The following is a 25,086-nucleotide window of genomic DNA, read 5'->3' on the forward strand; positions in this document are numbered from 1 at the left end:
ACCCGTCAGTCCGCGTACGCGCGCACGCGCTCGCGCAGCATCCGCGTCACGACCTCAACCACGAACACCGGCGATTCGTACGGGAAGTTGTGCCCGTCGCCGGCCGGCGCATGGATCAGCTCGCTTTGCGACGACGTTGCGAGGTAGCGCTGGCGGAATGCGGTCATCAGCGCGAGGTGGCGCTCGAAGCCGGCTGCGTCCACGCCCATTCTCCGGTACAGCTTGCGTGCGTCTGCCTCCTGCGCGGGCCGCATTTCCGACGCATCGCGCGGCGTGACGACGAACACCGGCAGGTAGCCCAGCTCGCCGTCGTGAACCAGCATGTCGAAACCGGCGCGCGCACCGCCCGCGACACTCAGCTCGGCAAGGCTCGACGCGGCGCTGAAGCCGGCGCGCGCATGCATCTCGATGCGCTCGACACCCATCTCGATCGCATCGGCAAGCCGCTGCTGCACGAGATCGAGCAGCCGCCTGAGTGCCGGCTGCCGCCGCCCCAGCACGCTGACGAGATCGATGTGGATGCCGAACAGGTGCAGCAGCCCGACGAGATTGCCGGCGACGATCATTGCGGTGGGGCGCATGCCGCGCGGCGCGTAGTTGAAGAAGTCGGGATGCGTCGCGTCGAGCAGCACGATCCCGCGCACGAGATGCGGATGGCGGCGCGCGAGGTTCGCGACGAGCAGGCCGCCGAACGAATGTCCGACGAACACGAACGGCCCGCGTTCGCCCGCGCGTGCCAGCGCCTCCACGACTTCCTCCACTTCCAGCGCGGTCGAACGCGGATACGGGCCGGGATCGCTCCAGCCGCTTCCGGGCCGGTCGATCAGGATCGATCGTGTCTCGCCGCGCAGCGCCTGATGCAGGTGATGGAGGACGAGGCCGCCCATATGCGCGCCCGGCATCCAGACGACCGGCGGCAGGCCGCCTGCGTGCCCTTCCGCGAGTACGTGGATGCGGTGGCCGTTCACCTTCACGCGTATTCCCGGCGGCGGGCAGGCCGCGCGCACGCGGGCGAGAAACGCGAGGTGGTAGAGCGAGCCGGCTGCGAGCACGATGGCCGTGCCGAGCAGCGTGTAGCCCGTCGGATCGTGACCGGCGTGGACGAGGCCGCTACCCGCAAGCGCGATCGCAAACGCGATGGGCAGGCCCGCCCAGTCTCGGCTCAGGAAGGTCGGAAGCCATGTGCGCATTGGAATTCCCTGGTTCGGCATGTCGAGAAGGGCGGCCGCGCGCGTCGCATGTCAGGCGACGGGCGTGCGTGCCCGTGGACCCCGTACGATAGCGGACGCGGTGCCGGCCTGCTTTCGCTTTCCGCCGCGGGATTGTCGCGCGCGTCCGTGCCGGTTTTGCGCGCCGCGGGTGTCGGCCGGGAACGGCATGTGTGATGGCGGACACGAAACGGCAGACGCGCGCAAAAGCATCCCGGCCGATCGCAAAAGGCTGCCCGGCGAAACGCCACTACATTGACGGCATGCGTTCACGCCGCCGGTTTCGCTCCGGCGCGCGGCAACGCCCACTTTCTCATCATGGAGTGCGGTCATGCAAATCCTGAAGGACCAGCTCGGCGACTTGCTGTCGAAGGCGGTGGACGGCCCGGCAACGGCCGGTTATGTCGCCGGCGTCTGGCACCGTGGCGAACAGATCGAACTGGCGAGCGGTATCGCGAACCTGAACACCGGCGCGCCGATGACGGTCGATACACGCTTCCAGATCGGTTCGATCACCAAGGTGCTGACGACGCACCTGCTGATGCGCCATGTCGAAGCCGGCCGGATCGGTCTTGACGATCCTGTCGTCAAGCATCTGCCGTCGTTCACGCTGGCCGAGCCGGCGCACGCGCAGCGTATCCGCGTGCGCCACCTGCTCAATCACACGAACGGCATCGACGCCGACTCCTTCAGCCCGACGACCGATTCCGGCCCGGATGCGACACGCGAATACGTGGCGCGCCTGTCCGGCTTCGGCACGCTGTTCGCGCCCGGCGAGACGATCCATTATTCGAACCCGGGCTTCGTCGTGGCCGCGCGGCTGATCGAAGTGCTGTCCGGCAAGCCGTACAACCAGGTGCTCGAGGAGGAACTGTTCCGCCCGTGCAGGATGAACGCGTCGTGCACGTCGGCCGAGCAGGCGATCCTGCACCATCACGCGGTCGGCGTGTTCGCGAACGCGACGAGCGGTGCACTGCAGGCCACGCATGCATACCTTCTGCCGCCGTCGCTGGCCGGTGCCGGCTCGACGCCCATTTCGACGGTGAAGGACATGCTGGCCTACGGGCGCATGCACCTGGCGGGCGGCGTGGTCAACGGCAGGCAGATACTCGCGCCGGAGACGATCGCCGCGATGCAGACGGTGACGTTCGACGCGCAACGGCCCTGCGTTCCGCCGATCTGCCTCGGCTGGTGGAAGGTGCCGGTGAGCGGCGTCACGGTGTTCTGGCACGGCGGCACGACCTACGGCACGACGTCGAGCTTCGCGGTGTGCCCGGAACTCGATCTCGTCGTCGTCACCGGCGGCACCGGGCCGGGCGCCAGCGCGTTGCACGACCAGGTGTTGCTGACGACGCTCGCGCATCTCGGCCACGACCCGGTGATGCCGTTCGAGCGCGCGACGCCGGGCCGGCCGCTGTCGCGTTACGCGGGCGGCTACCGGCACTACCCGATGCGCATCGCGTCGGTCGCGGGGCCGGAGCGGCTGACGGTCGAGGCGTACTGGACGGAGATGGATGCCGACAGCCGGCGCGCGATCCTGTGGCCGAGCAGCGGCGAAGAGGTAGGCAACGGCGAGATCCGCTTCGCATTCGACGGCGCATCGACCTACGTGCTCGACCTCGTGCCGCTGGCCGAGGGGCTGTTCGCGCCGCCGGGCACGACCGATGCGCAGCTGTGCGGCATCAACGGACGGCTCGCGCTCGTGTCGTTCCGCGGCGATGACGATCGCCCCGACGGCGTTCACACGCGCCTGCGTTATCTGCGCCGCGAGGACTGAGCGGCGCGGGCACGCGTTTTTCGACGTCATTCTCGTGCCCGGCGGATTCCGATCGCATGCCGGTTGTTTCGTCATGCTGATTTTTTGGAGGCTGTGCCAGGTCACGGCCCTGACCGGCTGCACCTGACGCGCCCGCAAGCGGGCGGCGCAGCCACGTCTTTCGATACTTCAACGCCATTCAGGAACGATCATGCGAATCTTCGTAGCCGCGCTTGCGCACGAAACCAATACGTTTTCTCCGATCCCGACGAGCCTGCATTCGTTCGAGGAGCGCGCGCTGTACCGGCCGGCGAACGGCGAACCCGACGGGAAGGCGGACGACCTCGTCGGCTACGGCACCTTCGTGCGCGAAGCCCGGGCGCGCGGCCACGAAGTGCGCGCGTCGATCTTCGCGTTCGCCGAGCCCGGCGCGCCGTGCGCGCAGCGCGACTACGAGACGTTGCGCGACGAGATCCTCGACGACCTGCGGGCCGCGCAGCCGGTCGACATGGTGCTCTATCTGCTGCATGGCGCGCAGATGGCGCAGGGCTATGACGACTGCGAGGGCGACCTGCTCGCGAAGACGCGCGCGCTCGTCGGGCCGGAGATCGTGATCGGCGCCGAGCTCGACCTGCATGCGAACGTCACGACGGCGATGCTCGACAACTGCGACATCCTGCTCGCCTGCAAGCACTATCCGCACATCGATTTCGACGAGCGTGCGGTCGACCTGATCGATCTCGCCGAACGCACCGTGCGCGGCGAAATCCGGCCGACGATGCACTTCGAACGCGTGCCGATGCTCGGCATGTTCTTCACGACCGAGCCGCGTATGGCGCGCCTCAACCAGGACGCGATGGACCGCGAAGGGCGCAACGGCATCCTGTCGGTGTCGCTGATCCACGGCTTCCCGTGGTCCGACTTTCCGGATACCGGGGCGGGCGTGCTGGTGGTGAGCGACGGCGATCACGGTGCCGCGCGTGCGAACGCACGCGAGCTTGCGCGCGGTTTCGTGGCCGTGCGCGACGAGACGATCGCGCTGCGCCGGCCGATCGAGCGCATCCTCGACGAGATCGCGGCGGCGCCGGCCGATGCGGCCGGGCGCCCGTTCGTGATCGCGGACACGGCCGACAACCCCGGTGGCGGGGCCGGCTCCGATTCGACGTTCATCCTCGACGCGATCCTGAAGCGCGGCCTGCGCGGCGTGGCGCTCGGCATGATCTGGGACCCCGTCGCGGCGACGTTCGCGCGCGATGCGGGTGTGGGCGCAACGATCTGCGTGCGCCTGGGCGGCAAGACGGGCACGCGGGCCGGCCGCCCGCTCGATGTGGTCGCGACGGTGCTGGCCGTCGACGCCGGGCTCGCGCAGCACGACGACGCGTTCAAGTTTCCGGGCCCCGGCCTCGGGCTCACCGCCCTGCTGGAGATCGACGGCGTGCGCGTGGTCGTCAACTCGGCCCGCCAGCAGACCTACAGCCCGAGCTGCTTCACCGACCTCGGCATCGACCTGCCGCGTTGCAACATCGTCGTCGTGAAGTCGACGCAGCATTTTCAGGCGCTGTTCGGCCCGCTTGCGCGCGCGATCTATTACTGCGACACGCCCGGTTCGCTGAGCCTCGATTTCAACGCGGCCGACTACGCGCGCCTGACGCGCCCAATGTGGCCTTTCGACGAAATCGCGGTCTGACCTGCGTGCGTCCGGCATGCGGATGCGCGGACGATGCCGAAACTTTCCCGGCCGTCCGCGAAAGTCTTGCCGGCGCCGGGCGGCTACCCTCGACAGGCTGGCTGCACGGGCCGGCCACGGAAGTTTTCAATGAAGGAGACGCAGCGTGGGTAGCGGAATAACCGGTCGGTCCCCGTCGTTGTCGCGCGCATGGTTCGCGCTCGTCGTGCTCGCGCTGGCCGCGATACTCGGCATCACCGACCGTCAGATGCTGACGCTCGCGATCGAGCCGCTCAAGCGCGACCTCCGCCTCGACGATACGGGCCTCGGCGTGATCGTCGGGTTCGGCCCGATCCTGTTCAGCGCGCTGGCGTCGCCGCTGCTCGGCTGGCTCGCGGATCGGGTCGACCGGCGCTGGCTGCTCGTCGTCTGCGTGCTGGTGTGGAGCGCGGGCACGGCGCTGTGCGGCCTCGTCACGCATGGCTGGATGCTGTTTCTCTGCACGTTGACGCTCGCGGTGGGCGAGGCGGGTCTCGGGCCGGTCGTCTACAGTTTGCTGCCCGACCTGTTTCCGCCCAGGCTGCGTACGGCGGCGAACACGCTGTTCTTCGCGGTCGCGCTGTTCGGTGCGGGGCTCGGCATCGCGGGCGCCGGCGCGATCTTCCATCTCGCCGCGCCGCTCGCGCAGTCGCTGGCGGTCGCGCCGTGGCGGCTGGCGTTCGTGCTCGTCGCGCTGCCGGGCCTGGCCGTCGCGGGCCTGCTCGCGTGCGTCGGCCATCCGCCGCGCGGCGGCACGCAGGCCGGGCACGCGCACGAAGCGTCGCGGGAAACGCTCGCGCACTATTGGCGGCGCTCGGGCGCGATGCTCACGTGCCTGATCCTCGGCTATGCGATGGCCGCGTTCTACGTGGGCGCGATCCTCGGCTGGGCGCCGGTTGCGCTGATTCGCGATTTCCATGTCGATGTCGCGAAATCGGGGCTCTACAGCGGCATCGCGGTGGGCGGCGGCTCGGCGCTCGGCTTGCTCGCGAGCGTGCTCATGGTGCGATGCCTGCGCGCGCGCAGCGGGGCGGGGTTGCCCGTCGCGGTTGGCTGCGCGATGGCGTTCGTCGCGGCGATCCTGCTGTTCGGCCTGTCGTTTGCGACCAGCGCGACGATGCTGCTCGTTTGCATGACCGGCATCATCGCCGCCTATATCGCGGGCGCGTCGCTGACGCCGACGCTGCTGCAGGACATCGCGCCGCCGCATCTGCGCGGGCGCGTGATCGGTACCTCGTCGCTCGTCACGTATATGTTTCAGGCGGTGTCGGTGCCGGCCGTCGGCGCGATATCCGACGCGTTGCACGGCACGTCCGGCGCGCTGCTCAAGGGCATCGCGTGGCTCGGCATGCCGGCCGCGATGTTCAGCATGATCCTGCTCGGTGTCGTGCTGCGCATGTTTCGCGGGCGCTTCGAGCCGCACGGCAACGTGAGCGCGCAGGTGCTCTGACTTGCCGGTATGCGCGCAGCCTGACCGGCTGCCGCGCTTTATCGCACGTCGCGCTTCGCGGGCGCTTCGAATCGCGTTGCGACGTGAATGCGCAGATGCTCCGACTCGTCGCTACGCACGCAGCCTGACCGGCTGCCACGTCTCCCTGGCGCATCGCGCCAGCCCGCCATTTCTCCCGCGCTCCCTCCGTTTCCCGTCCTCGCCGCCGCATGTCGCGACGCGCATCGGCGCGCGTGCCGAACCGCGCTGCGCGACCCGCCGGCCGCACACCGGCACGCAGGACGGCAGCCAATGTTTTTCGGCGTTTCGCAAAAGCGCCGGCCAATTTGGATGCTTACCTTGAAGTCATTCGGACGGACGGTTCGCATGCGGGACCGCTTCAGAAGACGAACACGTCGATCCACGTTCAGACAGGGGGAGTCAAAGATGGGAAGCAACAAGGACGGATTCGCAGCGGCGCCGACGCTGTTCAGACGCACGCTGGTTGCCGTCTCGGTCATGCGGATGTTTGTCGCGGCGGCCGGCGCTCACGCGCAGGACGTGCCCGCCCAAACCGGCACGCAGCCGCCCGCGGCGGTTGCCGCGCCGCAGGGCGCCGCGCCCGAAGCGGCGCGCGACAAGGCGGTCAATGCAAAAGGCACAAAGGGCGGTGCGGCGGTGACGCTCAATTCCGTCGAGGTGACGGCGAACCGGCGCCGCGAACCCGCGCGCGAGGTGCCGATGAAGGTCGAGACGCTGTCGAGCGACGCGCTGCAGAAATCGGGCGCCACGAAGCTGAGCGACTACCTGTCGACGCAACCGGGCGTCGGCTTCGACAGCGGCGGCGGCCCCGGCCAGGAAACGATCTCGATGCGCGGCGTGACGGCGGGCAAGGATGTCGGGCCGACCGTCGGCGTGTATGTAGACGATACGCCGATCGGCTCGAACACCGTCTCGGGCGGCGGCGCCGCGCTGGCGCTGGACATGGGCCTGCTCGACCTGAATCACATCGAGATCCTGTTCGGGCCGCAGGGGACGCTGTACGGCGCGGGCGCGATGGGCGGCCTGCTGAAATACGTGACCAACCAGCCCGACACCGAGAGCTTTTTCGGCAGCGCGGCCACGACGTTTTCGACGACCTGGCACGGCGGGCTCAACAACACGACCAACGTCGTGCTGAACCTGCCGCTGAAGCAGGACGTCGCCGCCTTGCGCATCGCCGCGTTCAACAATCGCGACGGCGGCTACATCGACGGGAAGGGCGCGGCCGCCGGCACGCGCATCAACGCGAACGACACCACCGGCGTGCGCGCATCGCTGCTCGTGACACCCACGCGCAAGCTCACGTTCCGCTTCACCGCCACGCTGCAGAACATCAACAGCGACGGGCAGAACTACGTCGACTACGGGACGAACGGCCAGCCGGCCTATGGCGCGCTGACCAAGCTTCAGGACGCGCAGGAGCCGTATCACCAGAGCAACCAGTTCTATACCGCGAATGCGGAATACGACTTCGGCTGGGCGCGCCTCAATGCGATTTCCGCGTACCAGTCGCTGCGCACCACGACGACGCTCGACTTCACGCCGTTCTATGCGCCGATCCTCGCGGCGCGCGGGCTCGACGTCGGCACGCTCACGCCGAACTCCAATGTCGGCACCAACAAGGTGACGCAGGAACTGCGGCTCACCTCGCCGGGCAACCGGACGCTGGAGTGGGTCGCCGGCCTTTACTACGATCACGAGCACAGCAATACCGTGCAGGCCTACCGCGCGACCGGTGCGGGTGGCGCGTCGCTCGGCGATCTGGAAAAACTCGCTTACGGGGGCAGCTACAAGGAGTTCGCCGCGTACGGCGACATCACGTACAACCTCACGTCGCGCGTCGCGCTGACGGCCGGCATGCGCATCGCGCACAACAGCCAGGACTACCGGCAGGAGACGTCGGGCCTGCTCGTGCCGACGCCGCTTTTCGCGCCGGGCGCGTCGTCGGATACGAGCAAGACGTACATGTTCACGGTCAGCTACAAGCTCACGCCGACCAGCAACGTCTACGCACGCGCCGCGAGCGGCTATCGTCCGGGCGGCCCCAACGGCATGGCGGTCAGCGCGGTGACGGGGCAGCTCATCTCGGGCAATCCGGTCTACAAGCCCGATACGTTGTGGAACTACGAGATCGGCTACAAGGCGGACCTGCTCGACAACCGCCTGTCGGTGGCGCTGTCCGCGTACGACATCGAATGGCACGACATCCAGCAATACGGCGCGGTCGACGGCGTCGCGCAGCTCATCAATGCGGGCAACGCGCGCATCCGCGGCTTCGAAGCGTCGGGCGTGGTGCGGCCGACGTCGGCGCTGTCGTTCAACGCGTCGCTGTCGGCGATCGATGCGTACCTGACCGAAGGCGCGCCGAGCGTCGGCTCGCACGCGGGCGACCGGCTGCCGAACACGGCGAAGTTCGCGGCGTCGCTGGGGGCTGCGTGGCGGTTCCAGCTCGGCCCGTGGCCGGCCGTCGCGAGCGCCAACGAGCGTTTCGTGGGCGAGCGTCATTCGAGTTTCGCGGGCTCGGCGGGTTCGCCCGATTTCATCCTGCCGTCCTATGCGGTGACCGACTTGCAGTTCGGCGTGGACCTGCGCCGCGCGAACCTGTCGTTCTTCGTCAGGAACCTGTTCAACCGCGCGGGTCTGCTGTCCGCCAACACGAGCTATGTGCCGCTCGGCGGCAACGTGTGGGCGTCGGTCATCCAGCCGCGCACGATCGGCGTGCAGCTGAGCGCGCCGTTCTGAGTCGCGGACGATTCGAGGAGCTTCCATGCTTGCACACACCGTACCGGAACACCGGCCTGCCGGCCGCCCGCGCCAGTTCCGGCAGACCAGCCACCGTCCCGCGCGCCGCCTGGGCGGTATCGCGGCCGTGCTCGCGCTGCATGCCGTGCTGATTTACGCGTTGCTGAACGGCCTTGCGAACCGGGTGGTGGAGATCATCCAGCATCCCGTCAGCGTGCGGATCATCGAGCCGGTCAAGCCGCCGCCGCCACCGCCCGCGCCGCCGAAGCCGATCGTGAAAGCGGCGCCGCCAAAGAGCGCGCCGCCTCCGCCCGTCTTCGTGCCGCCGCCCGAGGTGCCGGTGCAGGCGCCGCCGCAGGCGACGCTGACGCATACGGCGACGCCCGTCGTCTCCGCGCCCGCAGTGCCCGCGCCGCCGGCCCCGACGACGGTCAAGGCGCCGAGTCACGAGGTGGGCGTCGTCTGCCCGAACTCGGACCAGGTGCGTGCGTCGTTGCGCTATCCGCGCGAGGCGCTGGAAAACAACATCACCGGCAACGTGCTGGTGGAGTTCGTCGTCGACACGGACGGCCGCGTGTCGGACGAGCACGTCGCGCGGTCGGCCGACCCGATCCTCGATCGTGCGGCGCTCGCGGCGGTGCGGCGATTCAGCTGTATTTCGCAGGGGCAGTCGGTGCGCGTGCAGGTGCCGTTCTCGTTCAACCTGAACTGACCGGCGTGTGTCGCGACATTCCACAACCCGTGCATTGAACACTCATTCAGATCGACCCATGGAGCAGACATGAAGAAGCCTTTTCTCGCCGCGTTCGCGGCCAGCATGATCGTTGCCGCCGGCGCGGCGGGTGTGCTCGTCGCGCCGTGCGCCGCGCTGGCGCAGGCGAGCGCCGTGCCGGCGTCGACATCGACATCGGCATCGGCATCGGCATCGACCGTCGTCGCGTCGCAACCGGCCGCTGTCGCGCATCCCGCGCCGCCGCCCGCGCCGGCCACGTCGGAAACCGTCGAGAATCCTTACGGACTCGGCGCGCTGTGGCACGGCGGCGATTTCGTCGCGCGGTTCGTGCTGATCCTGCTCGTCGTGATGTCGATGGGGAGCTGGTACATCATGGTCACCAAGTTCTTCGAGCAGACCCGCGCGAACCGGCGCGCGAAACGCGCCGACGCGCAGCTCTGGAGCGCGCCGTCGCTCGAGCAGGGCGCGCAGCAGCTCGACGCATCGTCGCCGTTCCGCTTCATCGCGGAGACGGCGATCGAGGCCGGCGAGCATCACGACGACGTGCTGCTCGAAGCGGTCGACCGCAATACCTGGATCGACGTGTCGGTCGAGCGGGCCGTCACCAACGTGTCGAACCGGCTGCAGGACGGGCTCGCGTTCCTCGGCACGGTGGGCTCGACCGCGCCGTTCGTGGGCCTGTTCGGCACGGTGTGGGGCATCTATCACGCGCTGACCGCGATCGGCGTGGCCGGCCAGGCGTCGATCGACAAGGTCGCGGGGCCGGTGGGCGAGGCGCTGATCATGACGGCGATCGGTCTTGCCGTGGCGGTGCCCGCCGTGCTCGGCTACAACTTCCTCGTGCGCCGTAACAAGGCCGTGATGGAGCGCGTGCGCGCGTTCGCCGCACAACTGCATACCGTGGTGCTGGCGGGCGGCAAACGTCCGGTGCGCAACGAGACGCGCGCCGCGTCGCTCGTCGACTGAACGGAGCGAGCCATGGCCATGAGCGTCAGGCAGGACGATGACGACGAAGTCATCGCGCAGATCAACACGACGCCGCTCGTCGACGTGATGCTGGTGCTGCTCATCATTTTCCTGATCACGATTCCGGTGGTGACGCACACGATTCCGCTGGATCTGCCGAAGGAAACCGTGAAGCCGCTGCAGAGCCAGCCGAAAAGCATCGAGATCGCGGTGAACCGCGACGGCGACGTCTTCTGGAACGAGTCGCAGGTGGATGCGCCGACGTTGCTCGCGCGACTGAAAGGCGTCGCGGTACAGGCGCCGCAGCCGGACGTGCACGTGCGCGGCGACGAGAGCACGCGCTATGAGTTCATCGGTCGCGTGATGACGGCATGCGAGCGGGCGGGCATCGGCAAGGTGTCGTTCATTACGGAGCCGCCGGCGCGCGGCGGTTAGGAGGCAGTCATGGGAATGAATCTGTCGTCGTCGGGAAGCGAGCCGGATGTGATGGTGGACATCAACACCACGCCGCTCATCGACGTGATGCTGGTGTTGCTGATCATGTTGATCATCACCATTCCGATCCAGATGCACGCGGTCCGGATGAACCTGCCGGTCGGCACGCCGCCGCCACCGGCCGTGGAGCCCGAGATCGTGCAGATCGACGTCGCCGCGAACGGCGTCACGTCATGGAACGGCGTGCCGGTGCCCGGTCGCGCGGCGCTCGAGGCGAAGCTTGCGCGGGTGGCCGCCGAGCCGGTGCAGGCCGAGATCAGGCTGCGGCCCGACCGGCAGGCGCCTTACCGCGATGTCGCCGCGGTACTGGCGTCGGCGCAACGCGTGGGCGCGACGAAGATCGGGCTGACGGGTAACGAGCAGTATGTGCAGTAGCGGAGTGCGAGCGGAGGGTGCCGGAAGTGTTTCTGGCGCAGGCCGGGATCGCTCTGTCACCGAGAGCCGGCAGGCTGCATGGGGCGAGTCGAGAGGTCAACGTGCGGGACGCCGATTCCATCGGCATCGGTGAGAACGCGATCCGTTCGCTGCGGATGATCGTCTGGTCCGGGTATTCGCCCGGGTTTCTCCACCCTTTGCATCGCACTGCGTCTTGAACCGGAATCGATATAAATCGCGGAAAAGGTGCCGCGACGCGTACTCAGGATTGCGCGCAGTCGCGGGAGCGTGTGATGAACGGCAGGGTCAAGGTCGGACGGATACGTATCGGTGCGATATGCGCCGCATGCAAAGGCATCAAATATGTCCCACGCAAAAAGCGATAGATCAAAGTTTGCCAGTCGAACCAGTCGCTTCAGAAATGCGAAGCTGACGGAAAGGTCGAATCTGCCGTTGAGGAAGAGCAATGCGATGTCGCGAGCCAACTCGTCAAAAATATCCCTGGAAGCGCGAAATTCTGGTGTTTCGTCGGTCTCGATGCAATGTTCCGCCGAGCGTCGCGCCGTTTGACATCCACGAATTGCCTTGTGCATGAATGATCCGATTCTGTCGGGGCAGTGGAATTGTCGTTGGGGTGACGGGGCGGCTTGCCATACTGAAGGAGACGCCGGGAGTCTCCCCGGCGAAACTTCGTTATGCTCGTGGCGCATGGCCTGATTGTTCAGTCGAGAGCGATCGAATTTTTTAAAAAAATCAAGAATATTTAACGAAATTCCTTCGTCGGGTGGCGGCATAAAATGGGTCGCCGGGGTATCGATCGTTGACGGCTGAATCGAACGCCACATCGTGATGTGCGGACGAGTCGTTCAAGGCAAGGCGCGGTTTCGGCTATCGGGAAGGGTGAGTGGACGATCGTATTGACATGACTGGTTCGACGTCGACTTTCCGCCCATTCGTACCGTCTTCAGTGGGCTTGCGCGCTCACGTTGCGTTTTCCGGGCGTGGCTACGGGGTACTGCGGCCGGTTGTCGTGACGGAGCAGGAATGAATCCGCTGTCGTCGCTGCTGCGCTTTGCGCGCGCGCCGGCCTTGTGGGTGCCGGAGTACACGCGTGCCGCGCGGATCGAATGGGGTGGGGCGCAGGTCACCGTGCGCGATGTGCGGAACTTCAGATATCGCACACGCGACGACTGCATGCCGGCGTACTACGACGCAACGTTCGCGCTCGATGCGGTGACGACGGTCGACCTTGTCGTGTCGCGCTGGACCAACGAAGCGATTGCCCACGTGTTCCTGAGTTTCGGCCTGAGCGACGGCCGTTATATCGCGATCTCGATCGAGACGCGCCGGCGGCACGGGCAACGCTACTCGCCGTACAAGGGCTTCTTGCCGCTGTACGATCTCGTGTACGTCGTTGCCGACGAGCGGGATTTGATCGGCGTTCGCACCGATGTGCGCCGGGAACGCGTGTACTTATTCCGTGCGCACGTCGCGTCCGAGACCGCACGTGCATTGTTTGAGGATTACCTGCATCGCGTACATGCGCTCGAACGCCATCCGGAGTTCTACAACACGTTGCTCAACAATTGCACGACGAATATTTTGCGTCACGTCAGATCGGTTGCTCCTGACGTCGGATACAGCTGGAAGGTGTTGCTGAGCGGTTACGCGGACAGATACGGACATGAGCTTGGCCTGCTCGACGATTCCATACCGTTCGATGCGCTGAAGTCGGCAAGCCTGATTCAGCGCCCTCCCGGCGCGATGATCGATGGCGATTTCTCGGCGGCGATCCGCGCATCGCTGCCGCTCGCACGGAACGAATGAACCCATGCCTGGCCACTGGCCTGCGACGACCTGCACACCGTGGCCGGCGACGACGAGGGAGCGGAACATGGTGAGACTGGTCATGCTGTTGCTGGGCGTCGACTATCTGCGCAAGCGCGCGAAAGGAATTGTCTGGATCGGCATCGTATGGGTCATCGCGGGGCTCGTCGTGTTCGTCGATGCGCTCGATGGCGCAATGCACTTTCCGGTCACGCTCTTTGCATGGCTGTGCCTGCTCGAAGGGGGGGCGACGCTGGCTGTTGCGTGGACCGGCGTGGGCGGGCAGCGCGCATTGCGCTACGTGAAGGGGATCGCGGTCGTGGCCGCGTCGATGCTGATCTTTGCCGGACACCATCACGGCAACTTCATCCTGTCGATGATTTTCGGCGCGTTGTTCCTGGTCGACGGGGCACTGCAGTGTATATCCGCGTGGATCGTCCGGTATCGTCGCTGGAGAATCGCACTCGGTTGGGGGGCAGTCGAGATCCTGATCGCGGTGTTTTTCTTTCAACCGTACCCGACCCACTACGTGGGCACGTTGCCGTACTCCCTCGGCCTGTTCCTGATCTTCGGCGGCACGAACATGCTGGCGCTGGCGGCCCGCGTGCGGCGTCTCGAACGCAATCCGGCGTTCAGCGTGTCGCGCTGGTCAGCATTGTTTCCCGACGTCGCATCGGAGACACGCACGGGCCCGTTCGATCGAACCGAATGGGACGGCCCGCCGGCCGATCACGAGCGCGCGCTGACCGTGCATGTGTGGACGCCGACGGGTTCGTCGAAGGCGCCGGCACAGCATCATCCGGTGATCGACCGCTACATCGCCGCGGTCGACGTCAACGGCAACATTTCGACCGGGCATGCGGCGCTCGAGTCGCCTGAGGGAATCTACATCAGCCTGTATCCCGCTGCCGAAATCGACCGTTCGCCGTCGGAGTTCGGCCGTATCCTGCGCGCAACGCGCGAAAACGACGTGCCCGGCACGTTTCAACCGGACTATGCAACGGAGTCGCGCGCGTGGTGTCCTTCTACGATACGCGTGCGGATCCGCAATTACGATCCGGCGAAGTTGCACGCGTTCTGGGAGCGCTACCGGATCGATACGACGTACAACCTCACGCACCGCAACTGTTCGAGCACCGTTGCCTATGCGCTCGAGGCTGCGATCGACGGTGCGGTGGGCCGACTGCACGACGGCAGTACGGGTTGGGGCAGTTTTCTGCGTGTACTCGTCACGCCTGAACTGTGGGTTGCCGCTCAGATTCGCAAGCGTGCGTTGACGATGGCGTGGACGCCGGGCCTCACGCTCGACTATGCACGTGCGCTGAGCATGCTGGCCGATCCGCGTCCGTTCGCGTGGTGGAAGGCAGCAGGGATTGCCGCAAGCCGGCTGTCGCAACAGCGGCGTGCATGGCGCGCACAGGACGCGGGCAACGTGCAGTGATGCGGCATACGGATTGCGCCCCTGCCACGCTAGGGAAAAACACGACGCATTCCGCCGAATGCGCGCTACTCGCGATGTTTGAAAGGCGTGTTGCCGTGACGGCGGTGCGACGCGATTTATCGGCTGTCGTTGTCGCCAGCCGGTGCGTGACCCGACAGCCGAAGTTGACGCGGCGTAACGCCGTAGTACCGCTTGATCTGCGTCGTCAGATAGCTCTGGCTGCCGAACCCGCAATCGAGCGCAATCGACAGGATGCTCGCCGACGTATGGCACAGCAGCCAGCGTGCACGTTCCAGGCGGCGTTCAATCACGTACTGCATCGGTGTACGTGAGAATCGCTCTTTGAACGCCGCGATTGTCGCGTGCTCGCTCAGGCCGGTGTATCGGGCGATGTCGGCAAGGCCGATCGCTTTGCCCAGCGATGCGTCGATCCAGCGATTGATGGACGTTTCATAGAGAATGTCCGGACGCTCGCGGATGTTTTGACTGACGTCCTGAGCGTTAGGGTTTCGACGGTACGTTGCGCTCGGTGGCTCTCCGAATCGCCGGTGGTACAGGCGAACGAAGCGCAACGACGGCGCAAAGCCATATGCACGCAGCACGCCGACAAAACCGGTGCCGATATCGACGGCCAGCGCGCGATGAACGGCGCGAAGACGTGCGTCGACGATGAGGTCCCTCGAGTGTTTTCCGGTCAGGCGCCGGATGCCGTTTTCCAGCGTGTTCGTTGCACATCCCAGCGCATAGGCGACCGTGCTGAGCGTTGCCCAGCGCGTCGGGTCGGCTTCGATCATCTCGACCGCGGTACGTGCGAGGTGCTCGGGCGCGTGACGATCGCTCAGGACGATGTCGCTGTAGTTGCTCTTGTGGCCGGTCACGACGAGCTTGAGCATATGCTCGTACAACGAGCGTATCGCGATATCAGGGGATGGCGACATCAGCATCATTCGACGCAGGCAATCCGCGGACGCGTTCCATTGCGTGGCGAGATCTTTGGCCAGCGGCGACAGGTCGAACTGGATGAGGTCGTCGAGCGGATGGCCGAGCCAGCGTCCGACAAACTCGTTGACCTCGGTGACATCGAGGATCACGGCAATGTGGTGCAGGCCCTCGGGTCGTGACAGGCACGTTGCGTCACTCGCGGACGAAACAGGCATCACATCGCCGATTGCGCATTGCGCGACCGAATTCCCGCTCGAGTAAGTCGATCCGCCATTGATGCACGACGAGAAGAGATAGTTGGGGCGGGGGCCGTGCGACTGAAAATGAAACGGTATTTCGAAATTGCCATCGTAAACCGCGATTCCGTTCCATTGCTGGCCACTGACGGTGACGTCCCGATTGCTGGCATGACAGGCACGAAAGCGGTTCTCCGTATAGGTCGCCACGAGAAAGTCGGAAACCTCATCCGGATCATTACTGTGAAAGCGATGCGTTTGGATGGGCGATTCACTCATCATAATGGCCAGTTCGAATATATCTGCTTGATTGAATATTATTGGGGGTCAATCAATGCGGGAGCAATACGGTTTCCGGCCAGCATCGTAGGGAAAAGCCAGTCGCTCGATAAGCTGCCGTGCTGTATACGGGGTATACGACCGGTTACGCCGACTATGTGCATGGAACCTGCACGTAGTGAAACAAGGTGGCCGTGCGGAAATAGAAAAATGAAGACCTGAGCACCTTACACCCGAGCGCTTATTTTTTAGAGAAATTCCATCGATATTCCGGAATAAATAATCTTACATAGTCAATACAATCGTGTGACCGATGCAGTTTATGTCGGATACGTTTCCCTCGGTAAATCCTGAATTATTCGATTGCGAATCGTGCGGCGTTACGCGGCGCAACTGGGTGAAACCAGTCCTTGCGTCCGCGTGACAGAGGGGCATGCCTGTCGATAAATACGGGCGCGCGTGCGTGACACCGGCTGAAGAATACAACCGATGAAAATTCTCTATACCAACTTTCATGGCGGAAATGGTGGCGGGCACGACACCTATATTTATCACCTTGCGGCTGGTCTGGGCCGTCGGTATCGCGTCGCGGTCGCATCGCCGGCCGGCAGTCGCCTGTCGCGCATGGTCGATACGCTACCGGGCGTGCGCGTCGTCGACATGCAGTTCAAGCCGTGTTGGCGCACATTTCTCCCCGAGTTGGTGCGGCTGCGGCGCCTGATCGAGCAATCTGCGTTCGACGTCATCCATGTCAACGGCTCGGCCGACCACCGGCAGGTCATGCTCGCACTCGTGGGCTGCCGCACGCGGCCATCGGTTGTTTTTACGAAACACAACACCTATGCAGCCGGCAGCATCGGCAATTTTTTGCGGGCGAGATTCGCGACGGACACGACGATCGCCGTCAGTGACTACGTCCGGCTGATGCTGGAGCGGCAGTCGCCCTACGGGGATATCACGGTAATCAAGCATGGCGTGCAGCTGCCGCCGGATACAGGCGGGCAGGCCGAGATCCGGCGTCGGCGAATCGGGTATTTCGGCGAAGCCGGTGCGGATGCCATCGTGCTCGGCAGCGTCGCCGGCACCGGGCCGCACAAGGGGTGGAGCGATCTGGTCAGCGCGCTTGCGCAATTGCCTGAGGCGTTGCGGGCGAAGTTTCGCGTGCTGCTTGCAGGCGACTGGCCGTCGCAGGAGCAGCGCGAATTCGTCGAGCATTGCGGCGCGGCCGCGAACGTGGCGTTCGTCGGTCCGACGGATCGGACGCATGACATTCTCGCGACCTGCGACGCGTCGTTCGTGCTGTCGTATCACGAAAGCCTGTCGTTTGCGTGCCGCGAAGCGATGTCGATGGGTCGTGCCGTGATCGTGACCGATGTCGGCGGCCTGCCGGAGAACGTCGACGACCGGATCGACGGCTGGATCGTTCCGCCGCGCTCGCCCGAAGCGATCGCCGCCGTCCTGCGCGAGATTGCCGAACATCCCGAACGTGTTCCCGAGATGGGGCGCGCCGCGCGCGCAAGGAGCGAACGCGAGTTCAGTTTCGCGCGGTTCATCGACGAAACGAGTTCGGTTTACCGCGCGTCGATCCGCGGGACGGCGGTGTCTGCATGACCGATGCTCCGAAGCAACCGCCGGTCACGCCGCCGGAGCGGCCGCAGGCAGAACGCGCCGTGTGCGGCCCGATCCTGATGTATCACCAGATTCGCCCGTTGCCGCCGCATTCAGACGTATTGCGCGGCCTGAGCGTCGATCCGCGCGCGTTTCGGCGCCAGATGCGTGCGCTGAAGGCGCTGGGCTATCGCGGCATGTCGGTCACCGACCTGCAGTGGCGGCTACCGCAGGCGCGGCGTGAGAAGTTGTTTGCCATCACGTTCGACGACGGTTTTCGCAACGTGTTCGAGCATGCGCTGCCCGTGCTCGATGAGCTCGGCTTTACTGCGACCTGCTACTTCGTGTCGGGCAGGCTGGGTGGCAGCAATGATTGGGATCGCCGGCTCGCGACGGCCGAGAGCGCGTTGATGGATCTCGGTGCGCTGCGCGAATGGCGCGCGCACGGGCACGAGGTCGGCGCGCATACCGTCGATCATGTTGCGCTGTCCGACGTGCCTTCACCGGCTGCGTGGCGGCAGATCGCGCATTCGAAGGCGCAACTCGAGGATGCGGCCGGATGCCCGATCATATCGTTTTGCTATCCGTATGGCGCGCTAGACGCGAACGTACGGCGGCTTGTCATCGAAGCCGGCTTCCGGAACGCGACCACAACCGTGCGCGGACGTGCTGACGCGCGTACCGATCCGTTTCTGCTACCGCGTATTGCCGTGCCGGGCGGGCGCGGCGTCGCGCGCTTTCTCGGGAGGTTCTTCCGGTGATGCGCGACAGATCCGCTGCAAACGCAGGACGGCTTTGCCGTGCCGGCCCGCTGCATGCAGGGCGCGGCACACCGTCCGGATTCGACGCGGATTGGGTCGCGCGGCCGATGGTGCGCGTGCTGCTGTTCGTCGCGCTGGGAATCGCGTATCTGGCGCCGGGCATCATTGGCCACGACCCGTGGAAACAGGACGAGACCTACACGTTCGGGATCATTCGGCACATGCTCGATTCCGGCGACTGGATTGTGCCGACCAACACCGGCACGCCGTTTCTCGAGAAGCCGCCGCTGTACGACTGGGTCGCGGTCGCGTTCGCGCGCCTGTTCGGCGCAATCTTGCCGTTGCATGACGCCGCGCGGCTTGCGAGCGCATTTTTCGCGGCGCTGGCGTTCGGTTTCACCGCGCGTGCGGCGCGCGTGGCAACCGGCTCGACGCGCTGGTTCGAGCCGCGCGTGCTTGGTCCCGTCGCGCTGTGCGCCGGGACGCTCGTGGTGCTCAAACACACGCACGACATGATGACAGACGTCGCGCTGATGGCCGGTGCGGCGATCGGTTTCTGCGGTCTGCTTGAACTTGTCGGCGGGTTCGTGCACGGCGGCCATGCCGATTACCGGGCGGCCGCGCGGCTGGGAGCCGGCATCGGGATTGCGTTCATGTCGAAGGGCCTGTTCGTGCCGATCGTGTTCGGCGCGACCCTCGGTGTCGCGCTCGTGCTTTATCCGGCGTGTCGCACGCGTGCCTGCGCGCGTGCGCTCGCGATGGCTGCGCTCGTCTGCGCACCGTTCGTGTTGATCTGGCCGACGGCGCTCTACCTGCGTTCGGAAACGCTGTTCGCCGTCTGGTTTTGGGACAACAACGTCGGCCGTTTCTTCGGCTTCTCGGTGCCAATGCTCGGCGCCGAGAACGACAAGCTGCTGTTCATCTGGCGCGCGTTGCTGACGGTCGGGTTTCCGGTTGGTCCGCTCGCGGTCGTGGCGATCGCCGGCGGTGTGTTGCGCGGCTGGCGCAATCCGTCGATCGCGCTGCCGGTCGCATTCGCCGCGATCGGGCTGATCGTGCTCCACTTCGCCGCGACGTCGCGGCAACTCTACATCCTGCCGTTCATCGGGCCGCTGTCGCTCATCGCCGCGCGCAGCGTCGAGCGCATGCCGGCTCGCCTGCATGCCGCGTGGGATTACGCGAGTCGCAGCCTGTTCGGTGCATGTGCGGTGCTGGTGTGGTGCGTCTGGTTCGCAATGACGCGCGACACGCTGCCGCGCGACATCGTTGGGTGGTTGGGGGGCTGGCTGCCGCTTGACTGGACGATTCCTTTGCAACCCGCGGCGATCTGCGGGGCGTTCGCGCTGAGCGTCGGCTGGCTCGCTGCGTTGCCGTTGCTGCGCGGCGCGGGCCCGTGGCGCGGCACGTTGTCGTGGGCCAGCGGCGTGGTGCTCACCTGGGGCCTTGTCTGCACGCTGTTGCTGCCCTGGCTCGACGTAGCGAAAAGTTATCGGTCGGTGTTCGACGACCTGAAGGTCCAGCTTGCGCGCGAGTGGCACGCGGGCGATTGCATCGCGAGCCCGGGGCTCGGCGAGTCCGAGGTGCCGATGCTCGATTACTTCGCCGGACTCCGCTACATACCGGTGGACGAGCCGCGTGCGCGCGCGTGCCGCTGGCTGATCGTACAAGGCGTGCGCGGTGCGGTGCCGGATCCTGGGGCGTCATGGGCGCCGTTCTGGCAAGGCGCGCGTCCTGGCGATACGCACGAGGCGCTCGTCGTTTATCGCTCGGTGAACGGTGAGTGGCCGCGTGCAGGATCGAATGTGCCGGAGCGCAGATGACGACGCGTAGCGGACGCCGCGGTTGTTGGCTCGCCGTACTGGTGATCGGCGCGTTGATGTTGCTCGTCGCGGAACTGATTGGAATCGTTGCTTCGCTCGTCGGTTAGGCGTGCGTGTCGAGGCGTGATGCGAAGGGCGGGGGTGAGTACATTTCAGGAGAAAACAATGGGAAAGCGCTGGTGCATGACGTGGAGGCGGATCGGATGGCTGCTTGTGGGGTTCGCGCTGTCCGGATTGATGAGCGCTTGCGGATCGGGAGACGAATCGATAACGGCGACGGCCGAGCGCACGGTGCTCGTTTATCTTGTCGGCGCGAATTTGACATCGAGCCTTCAAGACGATCTTGACGCGATGGCCAATGCCACGGCCGGTACGAACGTGAATATCCTGGTTACAACCGGCGGTGGAGACCGGATGCAGAAGGACGTCGACTGGACTCGAACTCAACGTTGGCAGCTCTCGCAGGGGCGGCGAACCTGGCTGGCCGACCTCGGACAGCAGGACATGGCGGCATCGGCCACGTTGAGCGATTTTCTCGAATGGGGTATCCGGCAGTATCCGGCGAAGCGGGTCGCAGTCATTCTGGGCGATCACGGGGGAGGGCCGAATGGCGGCTTTGGCTATCGAACGACGACGAAGGCCGAGGACGATGCGCAGGAGCGCCCGCATTTGTCGTTGCGGGACATGACCCAGGCGTTTCAGCGCGCGACCGCGACCACGGGAAAGCGCTTCGATCTGGTCGGGTTCGACGCATGCCTGATGGCCAGTGTCGAGGTTGCCGCCGCATTTCGCCCGTATGCGGACTATCTGGTCGCATCCGAGGATCTTGAATTCGGCGGGTGGGATTACGCCAGCGTATTTGGCGGTCTCGTCGCGCAGCCGGATATGAATGCCCGAGACCTGGGAACGCTGATCGTCAACAGCTATGCCGACTTGCGCGCGGAAGGCAATCCGGATCTCACGATTTCGCTTGTCGACCTGGGGGCGCTGGACAGTGTCATCGGCGTGGCTGACGCACTGGGCCGCGGTCTCTATGCGAACGGAACCAGCGTGGAGGACATCGCACGTGCGCGCGTCAATGCGCGGTCGTTCGATACCGACTGGACGACAGTCAACGATATGGTCGATCTGGTGCAGTTTTCAAGGGCGCTCGAGCTTGCGGCGCTGCCGAAGCCGACGGTCGCGAGCAGTGAGGTCGAAAAAGCATTGAGCCAGGCCGTCGTCGCCAAGCGGGCGGGAAGCAACCGGTCGCTGGCGAAAGGATTGACGATTTTCATGCCGGCAGGCGCTGCGTACAACGCCACCGTCATGCAGACGTACGACAGCCTGGATTTCAGTACGTCTTACCAGAGTTTTGTTGGCGAGTACGGCGCGGCATTGCGGGCCGCGCTCGATGTACTCGTTCAGATCTCGCCGCCAGCCGCGACCGGCGATGATGTTCAGGCTTTCGCGTATTCCCCGAAGCTCTGGCAGGAAGAGGTGCCGATGGCTGCGCTTGGAGACAACCTCGGGCAAATCGTGGCATTTCGTCCTATCGGACCGGCGTCACCTGCCGGGGATACGAATCTGGGCGGCGATTTCCGCAAGCTCTCGACCAAATTGTCGGAGCCATGGTATGCGCTCAATGGTTGCATCGTGTCGGTGATTCCGGGCGTAACTGGCGATACCGAAACATCGTTCGTGATTCCGGTATCGTACCGCGACGAGGGCTCCACCGCGGATGTCACAGGCTTCCTGCTGGCGTCGGGAGGGCCGGGTGGTGACATGACTCTGGAGGGCTTCGTGTCGTCACTTGGCACGGCAGTCGGTCATGTGACGTCGATCGACCCGAAGTGGACATTGACGCCGCAGCTTTGGTCCGCTGCCCAGTCGATGTGGTACCCACCCCCCCCGGAGACTGTCGTGTGCAAGGCGGTCGCGGCGCAGGACGGAAGCTGGAAAATCGGAAGGATCGAGAAGCCCAAGTCGTATCGATTCCGGTTCGCCGTGGCAGACCTGGCGAATCGCTTGCGTCTGTCTCCCGAGATGGAACCTGTTCCCCCCGGAGAGGAGCAGGTTCCTTGAACCGCCCGGGGCGCGCTCCAGCTCATGAAGTTCGATCTTGCCGATTCGCTCGAAGTACTCGACCTGATCGGCAGCGCGTTCGCCGCACCGCCAGACGACCTGCCGGGCTTGCCGCAGTCGCCGGCAAGCCGTTTGGCGCGGCGCTGGAAGCGGCAGCGTCGGCCTGTCGGGGTGTTGCGGACTCGTTTGGGCATTCCTCGCGTGCGAGCAGCAACGCGGTGAAGCAGCAGAATGTGCCGGTATCCTGATCGATGCGCGACCGGCCCGATGCGTGGCGTACTTGAAGCAGGCCACGGGGACCGGATCGCGCGCGATCCGCGCCGCACCCGTCACGCGCGGGCCAGCCGGCGCGCCGCCAGCAGCGCGAGCACGAGCAGTACCGCGACGAACGCGGCGACGCCCGTCCACGCGCCGTGTTGCCAGAACGTGCCGCCGAGCGACCCGAGCACGCTCGACCCGAGATAGTACGCAAGCAGGTACAGCGACGCGGCGTGCCCTTTCGCGGACCCCGCAAGGTGCCCGACCCAGCCGCTCGCGACCGAATGGGCAATGAAGAAGCCGATCGTGACGAGCACGATGCCGACGACGATCGCCGCGAGCGAATGCGACAGCGTCAGCGCGAGGCCCGCCGCGAACACGAGCACGCCGCTGACGAGCACCGGTGCGCGTCCGAGACGGTCGGCGAGCGCGCCTGCGCTCGACGACGAAACCATCCCGAACAGGTAGGCGCCGAAGATCAGCCCGCACGCGGTCGCGCTCAGGTTGAACGGAGCCGCGGTGAGCCGGAACCCCGCATAGTTGTAGATCGTCACGAACGCGCCCATCACGAGGAAGCCGATCGCGAAAACGAACGGCAGCCGGTCGTGACGCAGTTGCGCGCCCCACAGCTTGACGTGATGGCGCAGCGTCAGGTCGGCGCGCTTCACGAAGCGCCGCGACGGCGGCAGCAGCATCACGAACGTGGCCGCCGCGACGAGGTCGACGACACCGATCGCCAGCATCGCCGTGCGCCACGAGAAGTGCTCTTCCAGCATGCTCATGCCGATCCGTCCGACCATGCCGCCGAATGCGGTCCCGCCGACATAAAGCCCCATCGAGAAACCGAGCCCTTCCGACGCGATTTCCTCGGCGAGATACGCCATCGCCACCGCCGGGACGCCGCCCAGCGCGAAACCTTCCAGCGCGCGCCAGACCAGCAGCAGGTTCCAGTCGGGCGACAGCGCGGCGAGCACGTTGAACAGTGCGGCGAGCGTCATCGACGCGAACATCAGCCCGCGCCGCCCGACGCGTTCGGACAGCGCGCCGGCGCACAGAATGGAGACCGCCAGCATCCCGGTCGACAGCGACAGCGAGAGCGAACTCGATGCTGCGCCGAGCCCGAACTCGCGTGCGAACGCGGGAAGCAGCGGCTGGACGCAGTACAGCAGCGAGAACGTGGAAAAGCCGGCGAGGAAGAGCGCCAGCGCGATGCGCTTGTATGCGGCCGAGCGCGGGGAAACGCCGGCGGGCAGCGCATCGGGCGTGGTCTGTTGCGTGCCGGGCAGGGAGCGGGAAAGTGAAGGGGAGGGCATGACTGCACTCGATGTGCGAAGGGATGCCTGAATTCTTGCGCACCGCCATCGATATGTCCAATATATGAAAGCAACCGCAGCGATATGTTTAACCACTGGCTAGTAAGCCGACCCGGCGCACCGTGAGGTCACGTACGAATGGAACTCCGACATCTCCGCTATTTTCTGGCCGTGGCGGCCGCATCGAATTTCACGAAGGCCGCCGAGGCGCTCGGCATCGGGCAACCGCCGTTGAGCCAGCAGATCAAGGCGCTCGAAAGCGAGCTCGAGGTGGAACTGTTCAAGCGGACCGCGCGCGGCGCCGAGCTGACGCTGGCGGGCGAGGTCTTCGCGCAGGAAGCGCGCCGCGTGCTCGACGCCGCCGAGCGTGCGGTGCGCGCGGCGAGGCGGGCTGCACGCGGGGAAACCGGGCATCTGCGCGTGGGCTTCACCGGGACGGCGGCGTTCAATTCGAAAGTGTCGGATCTGATCCGGCGCTTTCGGGAAGCGTTTCCGGACGCCGAGCTGACGTTGCAGGAAGCCGCGTCGCGCGTGTTGCTGGAATCGCTGGAGGCCGGGCACCTCGACGTCGCGATCGTGCGGCCGGAACGCCGTGCCGCCGCGACGTTGCGGGTCTCCGACTGGGACGATGAACCGATGTTCGTCGCGCTGCCCGTTGCGCACCGGCTGGCGCAGCGGCGGCGGATCGATCTGGTGGAACTGGTGGACGAGTCGTTCGTGCAGGTGCCGCGGGAGGCCGGCGGCGCGCTGTTCGACTATATCGTCGCCGCATGCAATGCCGCCGGGTTCGAGCCGCGCATGGCGCAGCCCGCGCCGCAAATGGCGTCCGCGGTGACGTTGGTGGCGGCCGGGCTCGGCGTGTCGGTCGTGCCGAAGGCGATTACGCAGGTGCAGGTTGCCGGAGTCGTCTATCGGCCGTTGGCGGGGGATGCGCTGCGTGCGCGGCTCGCCATTGCGTCACGATGCGACGAGTCGTCGGCGGTGGTTCGGAATTTTCTGTTGCTGGCGGGGGAGGATGGGGCGAACGGCGTGCGGTAGAAACAAAAAAACCGCGAAGCCATGTGCCGTCGCGGTTTTTGTAAATGC

At 65.8% G+C, this 25,086-nt stretch carries 20 protein-coding genes; 16 read left to right on the forward strand and 4 right to left on the reverse strand.

Annotation, left to right across the window (positions count from 1 at the left end; all coding sequences use genetic code 11):
* Window positions 1-5: 5 nt before the first annotated feature.
* Window positions 6-1,190, reverse strand: coding sequence for an alpha/beta fold hydrolase (locus tag HAV18_RS25845; protein ID WP_166961672.1), 1,185 nt, complete (start codon window positions 1,188-1,190; stop codon window positions 6-8).
* A gap of 349 nt (window positions 1,191-1,539) precedes the next feature.
* Here HAV18_RS25845 and HAV18_RS25850 point away from each other — a divergent pair, with 349 nt between their 5' ends.
* The 8 genes from HAV18_RS25850 (at window position 1,540) to HAV18_RS25885 (ending at window position 11,451) form a co-directional block, all read left to right on the forward strand.
* On the forward strand, window positions 1,540-2,985 hold the full coding sequence (locus HAV18_RS25850) for a serine hydrolase (RefSeq protein ID WP_166961675.1): 1,446 nt from the start codon (window positions 1,540-1,542) through the stop codon (window positions 2,983-2,985).
* Window positions 2,986-3,175: 190 nt separating this feature from the next.
* Window positions 3,176-4,651, forward strand: coding sequence for a M81 family metallopeptidase (locus tag HAV18_RS25855; RefSeq protein ID WP_166961678.1), 1,476 nt, complete (start codon window positions 3,176-3,178; stop codon window positions 4,649-4,651).
* A 145-nt stretch (window positions 4,652-4,796) separates the two neighbouring features.
* Window positions 4,797-6,119 carry an MFS transporter gene (locus HAV18_RS25860; protein ID WP_166961681.1) on the forward strand — a complete coding sequence of 441 codons (1,323 nt, stop codon included), beginning with the start codon at window positions 4,797-4,799 and terminating at the stop codon, window positions 6,117-6,119.
* 426 nt (window positions 6,120-6,545) lie between these two features.
* Window positions 6,546-8,882, forward strand: coding sequence for a TonB-dependent receptor (locus HAV18_RS25865; RefSeq protein WP_166961684.1), 2,337 nt, complete (start codon window positions 6,546-6,548; stop codon window positions 8,880-8,882).
* Window positions 8,883-8,907: 25 nt separating this feature from the next.
* On the forward strand, window positions 8,908-9,594 hold the full coding sequence (locus HAV18_RS25870) for an energy transducer TonB (protein ID WP_166961687.1): 687 nt from the start codon (window positions 8,908-8,910) through the stop codon (window positions 9,592-9,594).
* A gap of 69 nt (window positions 9,595-9,663) precedes the next feature.
* Window positions 9,664-10,581 carry a MotA/TolQ/ExbB proton channel family protein gene (locus HAV18_RS25875; RefSeq protein WP_166961690.1) on the forward strand — a complete coding sequence of 306 codons (918 nt, stop codon included), beginning with the start codon at window positions 9,664-9,666 and terminating at the stop codon, window positions 10,579-10,581.
* A gap of 12 nt (window positions 10,582-10,593) precedes the next feature.
* Window positions 10,594-11,016 (forward strand): biopolymer transporter ExbD, encoded by a 423-nt coding sequence (locus HAV18_RS25880; RefSeq protein ID WP_166961693.1) that lies wholly within the window; start codon window positions 10,594-10,596, stop codon window positions 11,014-11,016.
* A gap of 9 nt (window positions 11,017-11,025) precedes the next feature.
* Complete coding sequence (locus tag HAV18_RS25885) at window positions 11,026-11,451, forward strand: biopolymer transporter ExbD (protein ID WP_166961696.1); 426 nt, start codon at window positions 11,026-11,028, stop codon at window positions 11,449-11,451.
* A 56-nt stretch (window positions 11,452-11,507) separates the two neighbouring features.
* Here the strand turns inward: HAV18_RS25885 and HAV18_RS25890 are convergent, their stop codons facing one another.
* Window positions 11,508-12,296 carry a hypothetical protein gene (locus HAV18_RS25890; protein ID WP_166961699.1) on the reverse strand — a complete coding sequence of 263 codons (789 nt, stop codon included), beginning with the start codon at window positions 12,294-12,296 and terminating at the stop codon, window positions 11,508-11,510.
* Between the two features lie 199 nt (window positions 12,297-12,495).
* Here HAV18_RS25890 and HAV18_RS25895 point away from each other — a divergent pair, with 199 nt between their 5' ends.
* Together HAV18_RS25895 and HAV18_RS25900 are read left to right on the forward strand one after the other, a co-directional pair.
* Complete coding sequence (locus HAV18_RS25895; protein WP_166961702.1) at window positions 12,496-13,278, forward strand: DUF4105 domain-containing protein; 783 nt, start codon at window positions 12,496-12,498, stop codon at window positions 13,276-13,278.
* Between the two features lie 67 nt (window positions 13,279-13,345).
* Window positions 13,346-14,719, forward strand: coding sequence for an HdeD family acid-resistance protein (locus HAV18_RS25900; RefSeq protein ID WP_166961705.1), 1,374 nt, complete (start codon window positions 13,346-13,348; stop codon window positions 14,717-14,719).
* 116 nt (window positions 14,720-14,835) lie between these two features.
* On the opposite strand, the gene HAV18_RS25905 is transcribed toward HAV18_RS25900, so the two are convergent.
* Window positions 14,836-16,176 (reverse strand): helix-turn-helix domain-containing protein, encoded by a 1,341-nt coding sequence (locus HAV18_RS25905; RefSeq protein ID WP_243771766.1) that lies wholly within the window; start codon window positions 16,174-16,176, stop codon window positions 14,836-14,838.
* Between the two features lie 489 nt (window positions 16,177-16,665).
* Here HAV18_RS25905 and HAV18_RS25910 point away from each other — a divergent pair, with 489 nt between their 5' ends.
* The 5 genes from HAV18_RS25910 (at window position 16,666) to HAV18_RS25930 (ending at window position 22,651) form a co-directional block, all read left to right on the forward strand.
* Window positions 16,666-17,787 (forward strand): glycosyltransferase family 4 protein, encoded by a 1,122-nt coding sequence (locus HAV18_RS25910; RefSeq protein ID WP_166961711.1) that lies wholly within the window; start codon window positions 16,666-16,668, stop codon window positions 17,785-17,787.
* Window positions 17,784-18,545: a polysaccharide deacetylase family protein gene (locus HAV18_RS25915; RefSeq protein WP_166961714.1), complete on the forward strand. Its 762-nt coding sequence runs from the start codon at window positions 17,784-17,786 to the stop codon at window positions 18,543-18,545. Before HAV18_RS25910 ends, HAV18_RS25915 begins: the two co-directional genes overlap by 4 nt.
* Before the next feature lie 107 nt (window positions 18,546-18,652).
* The gene (locus tag HAV18_RS25920) at window positions 18,653-20,365 is read left to right on the forward strand and encodes a glycosyltransferase family 39 protein (protein WP_243771779.1); all 1,713 of its coding nucleotides are present in this window, start codon (window positions 18,653-18,655) and stop codon (window positions 20,363-20,365) included.
* Between the two features lie 165 nt (window positions 20,366-20,530).
* Window positions 20,531-22,429: a clostripain-related cysteine peptidase gene (locus HAV18_RS25925; protein WP_166961717.1), complete on the forward strand. Its 1,899-nt coding sequence runs from the start codon at window positions 20,531-20,533 to the stop codon at window positions 22,427-22,429.
* Between the two features lie 24 nt (window positions 22,430-22,453).
* The gene (locus HAV18_RS25930) at window positions 22,454-22,651 is read left to right on the forward strand and encodes a hypothetical protein (RefSeq protein WP_166961410.1); all 198 of its coding nucleotides are present in this window, start codon (window positions 22,454-22,456) and stop codon (window positions 22,649-22,651) included.
* A 107-nt stretch (window positions 22,652-22,758) separates the two neighbouring features.
* Here the strand turns inward: HAV18_RS25930 and HAV18_RS25935 are convergent, their stop codons facing one another.
* On the reverse strand, window positions 22,759-24,000 hold the full coding sequence (locus HAV18_RS25935) for an MFS transporter (protein ID WP_166961720.1): 1,242 nt from the start codon (window positions 23,998-24,000) through the stop codon (window positions 22,759-22,761).
* 138 nt (window positions 24,001-24,138) lie between these two features.
* On the opposite strand from HAV18_RS25935, the gene HAV18_RS25940 reads away from it, so the two are divergent.
* Window positions 24,139-25,038 carry a LysR family transcriptional regulator gene (locus HAV18_RS25940; protein ID WP_166961723.1) on the forward strand — a complete coding sequence of 300 codons (900 nt, stop codon included), beginning with the start codon at window positions 24,139-24,141 and terminating at the stop codon, window positions 25,036-25,038.
* Window positions 25,039-25,086 lie beyond the last annotated feature (48 nt).

The sequence above is a fragment of the Burkholderia sp. D-99 genome (genome assembly GCF_011605345.1).
Taxonomy (GTDB): domain Bacteria; phylum Pseudomonadota; class Gammaproteobacteria; order Burkholderiales; family Burkholderiaceae; genus Burkholderia.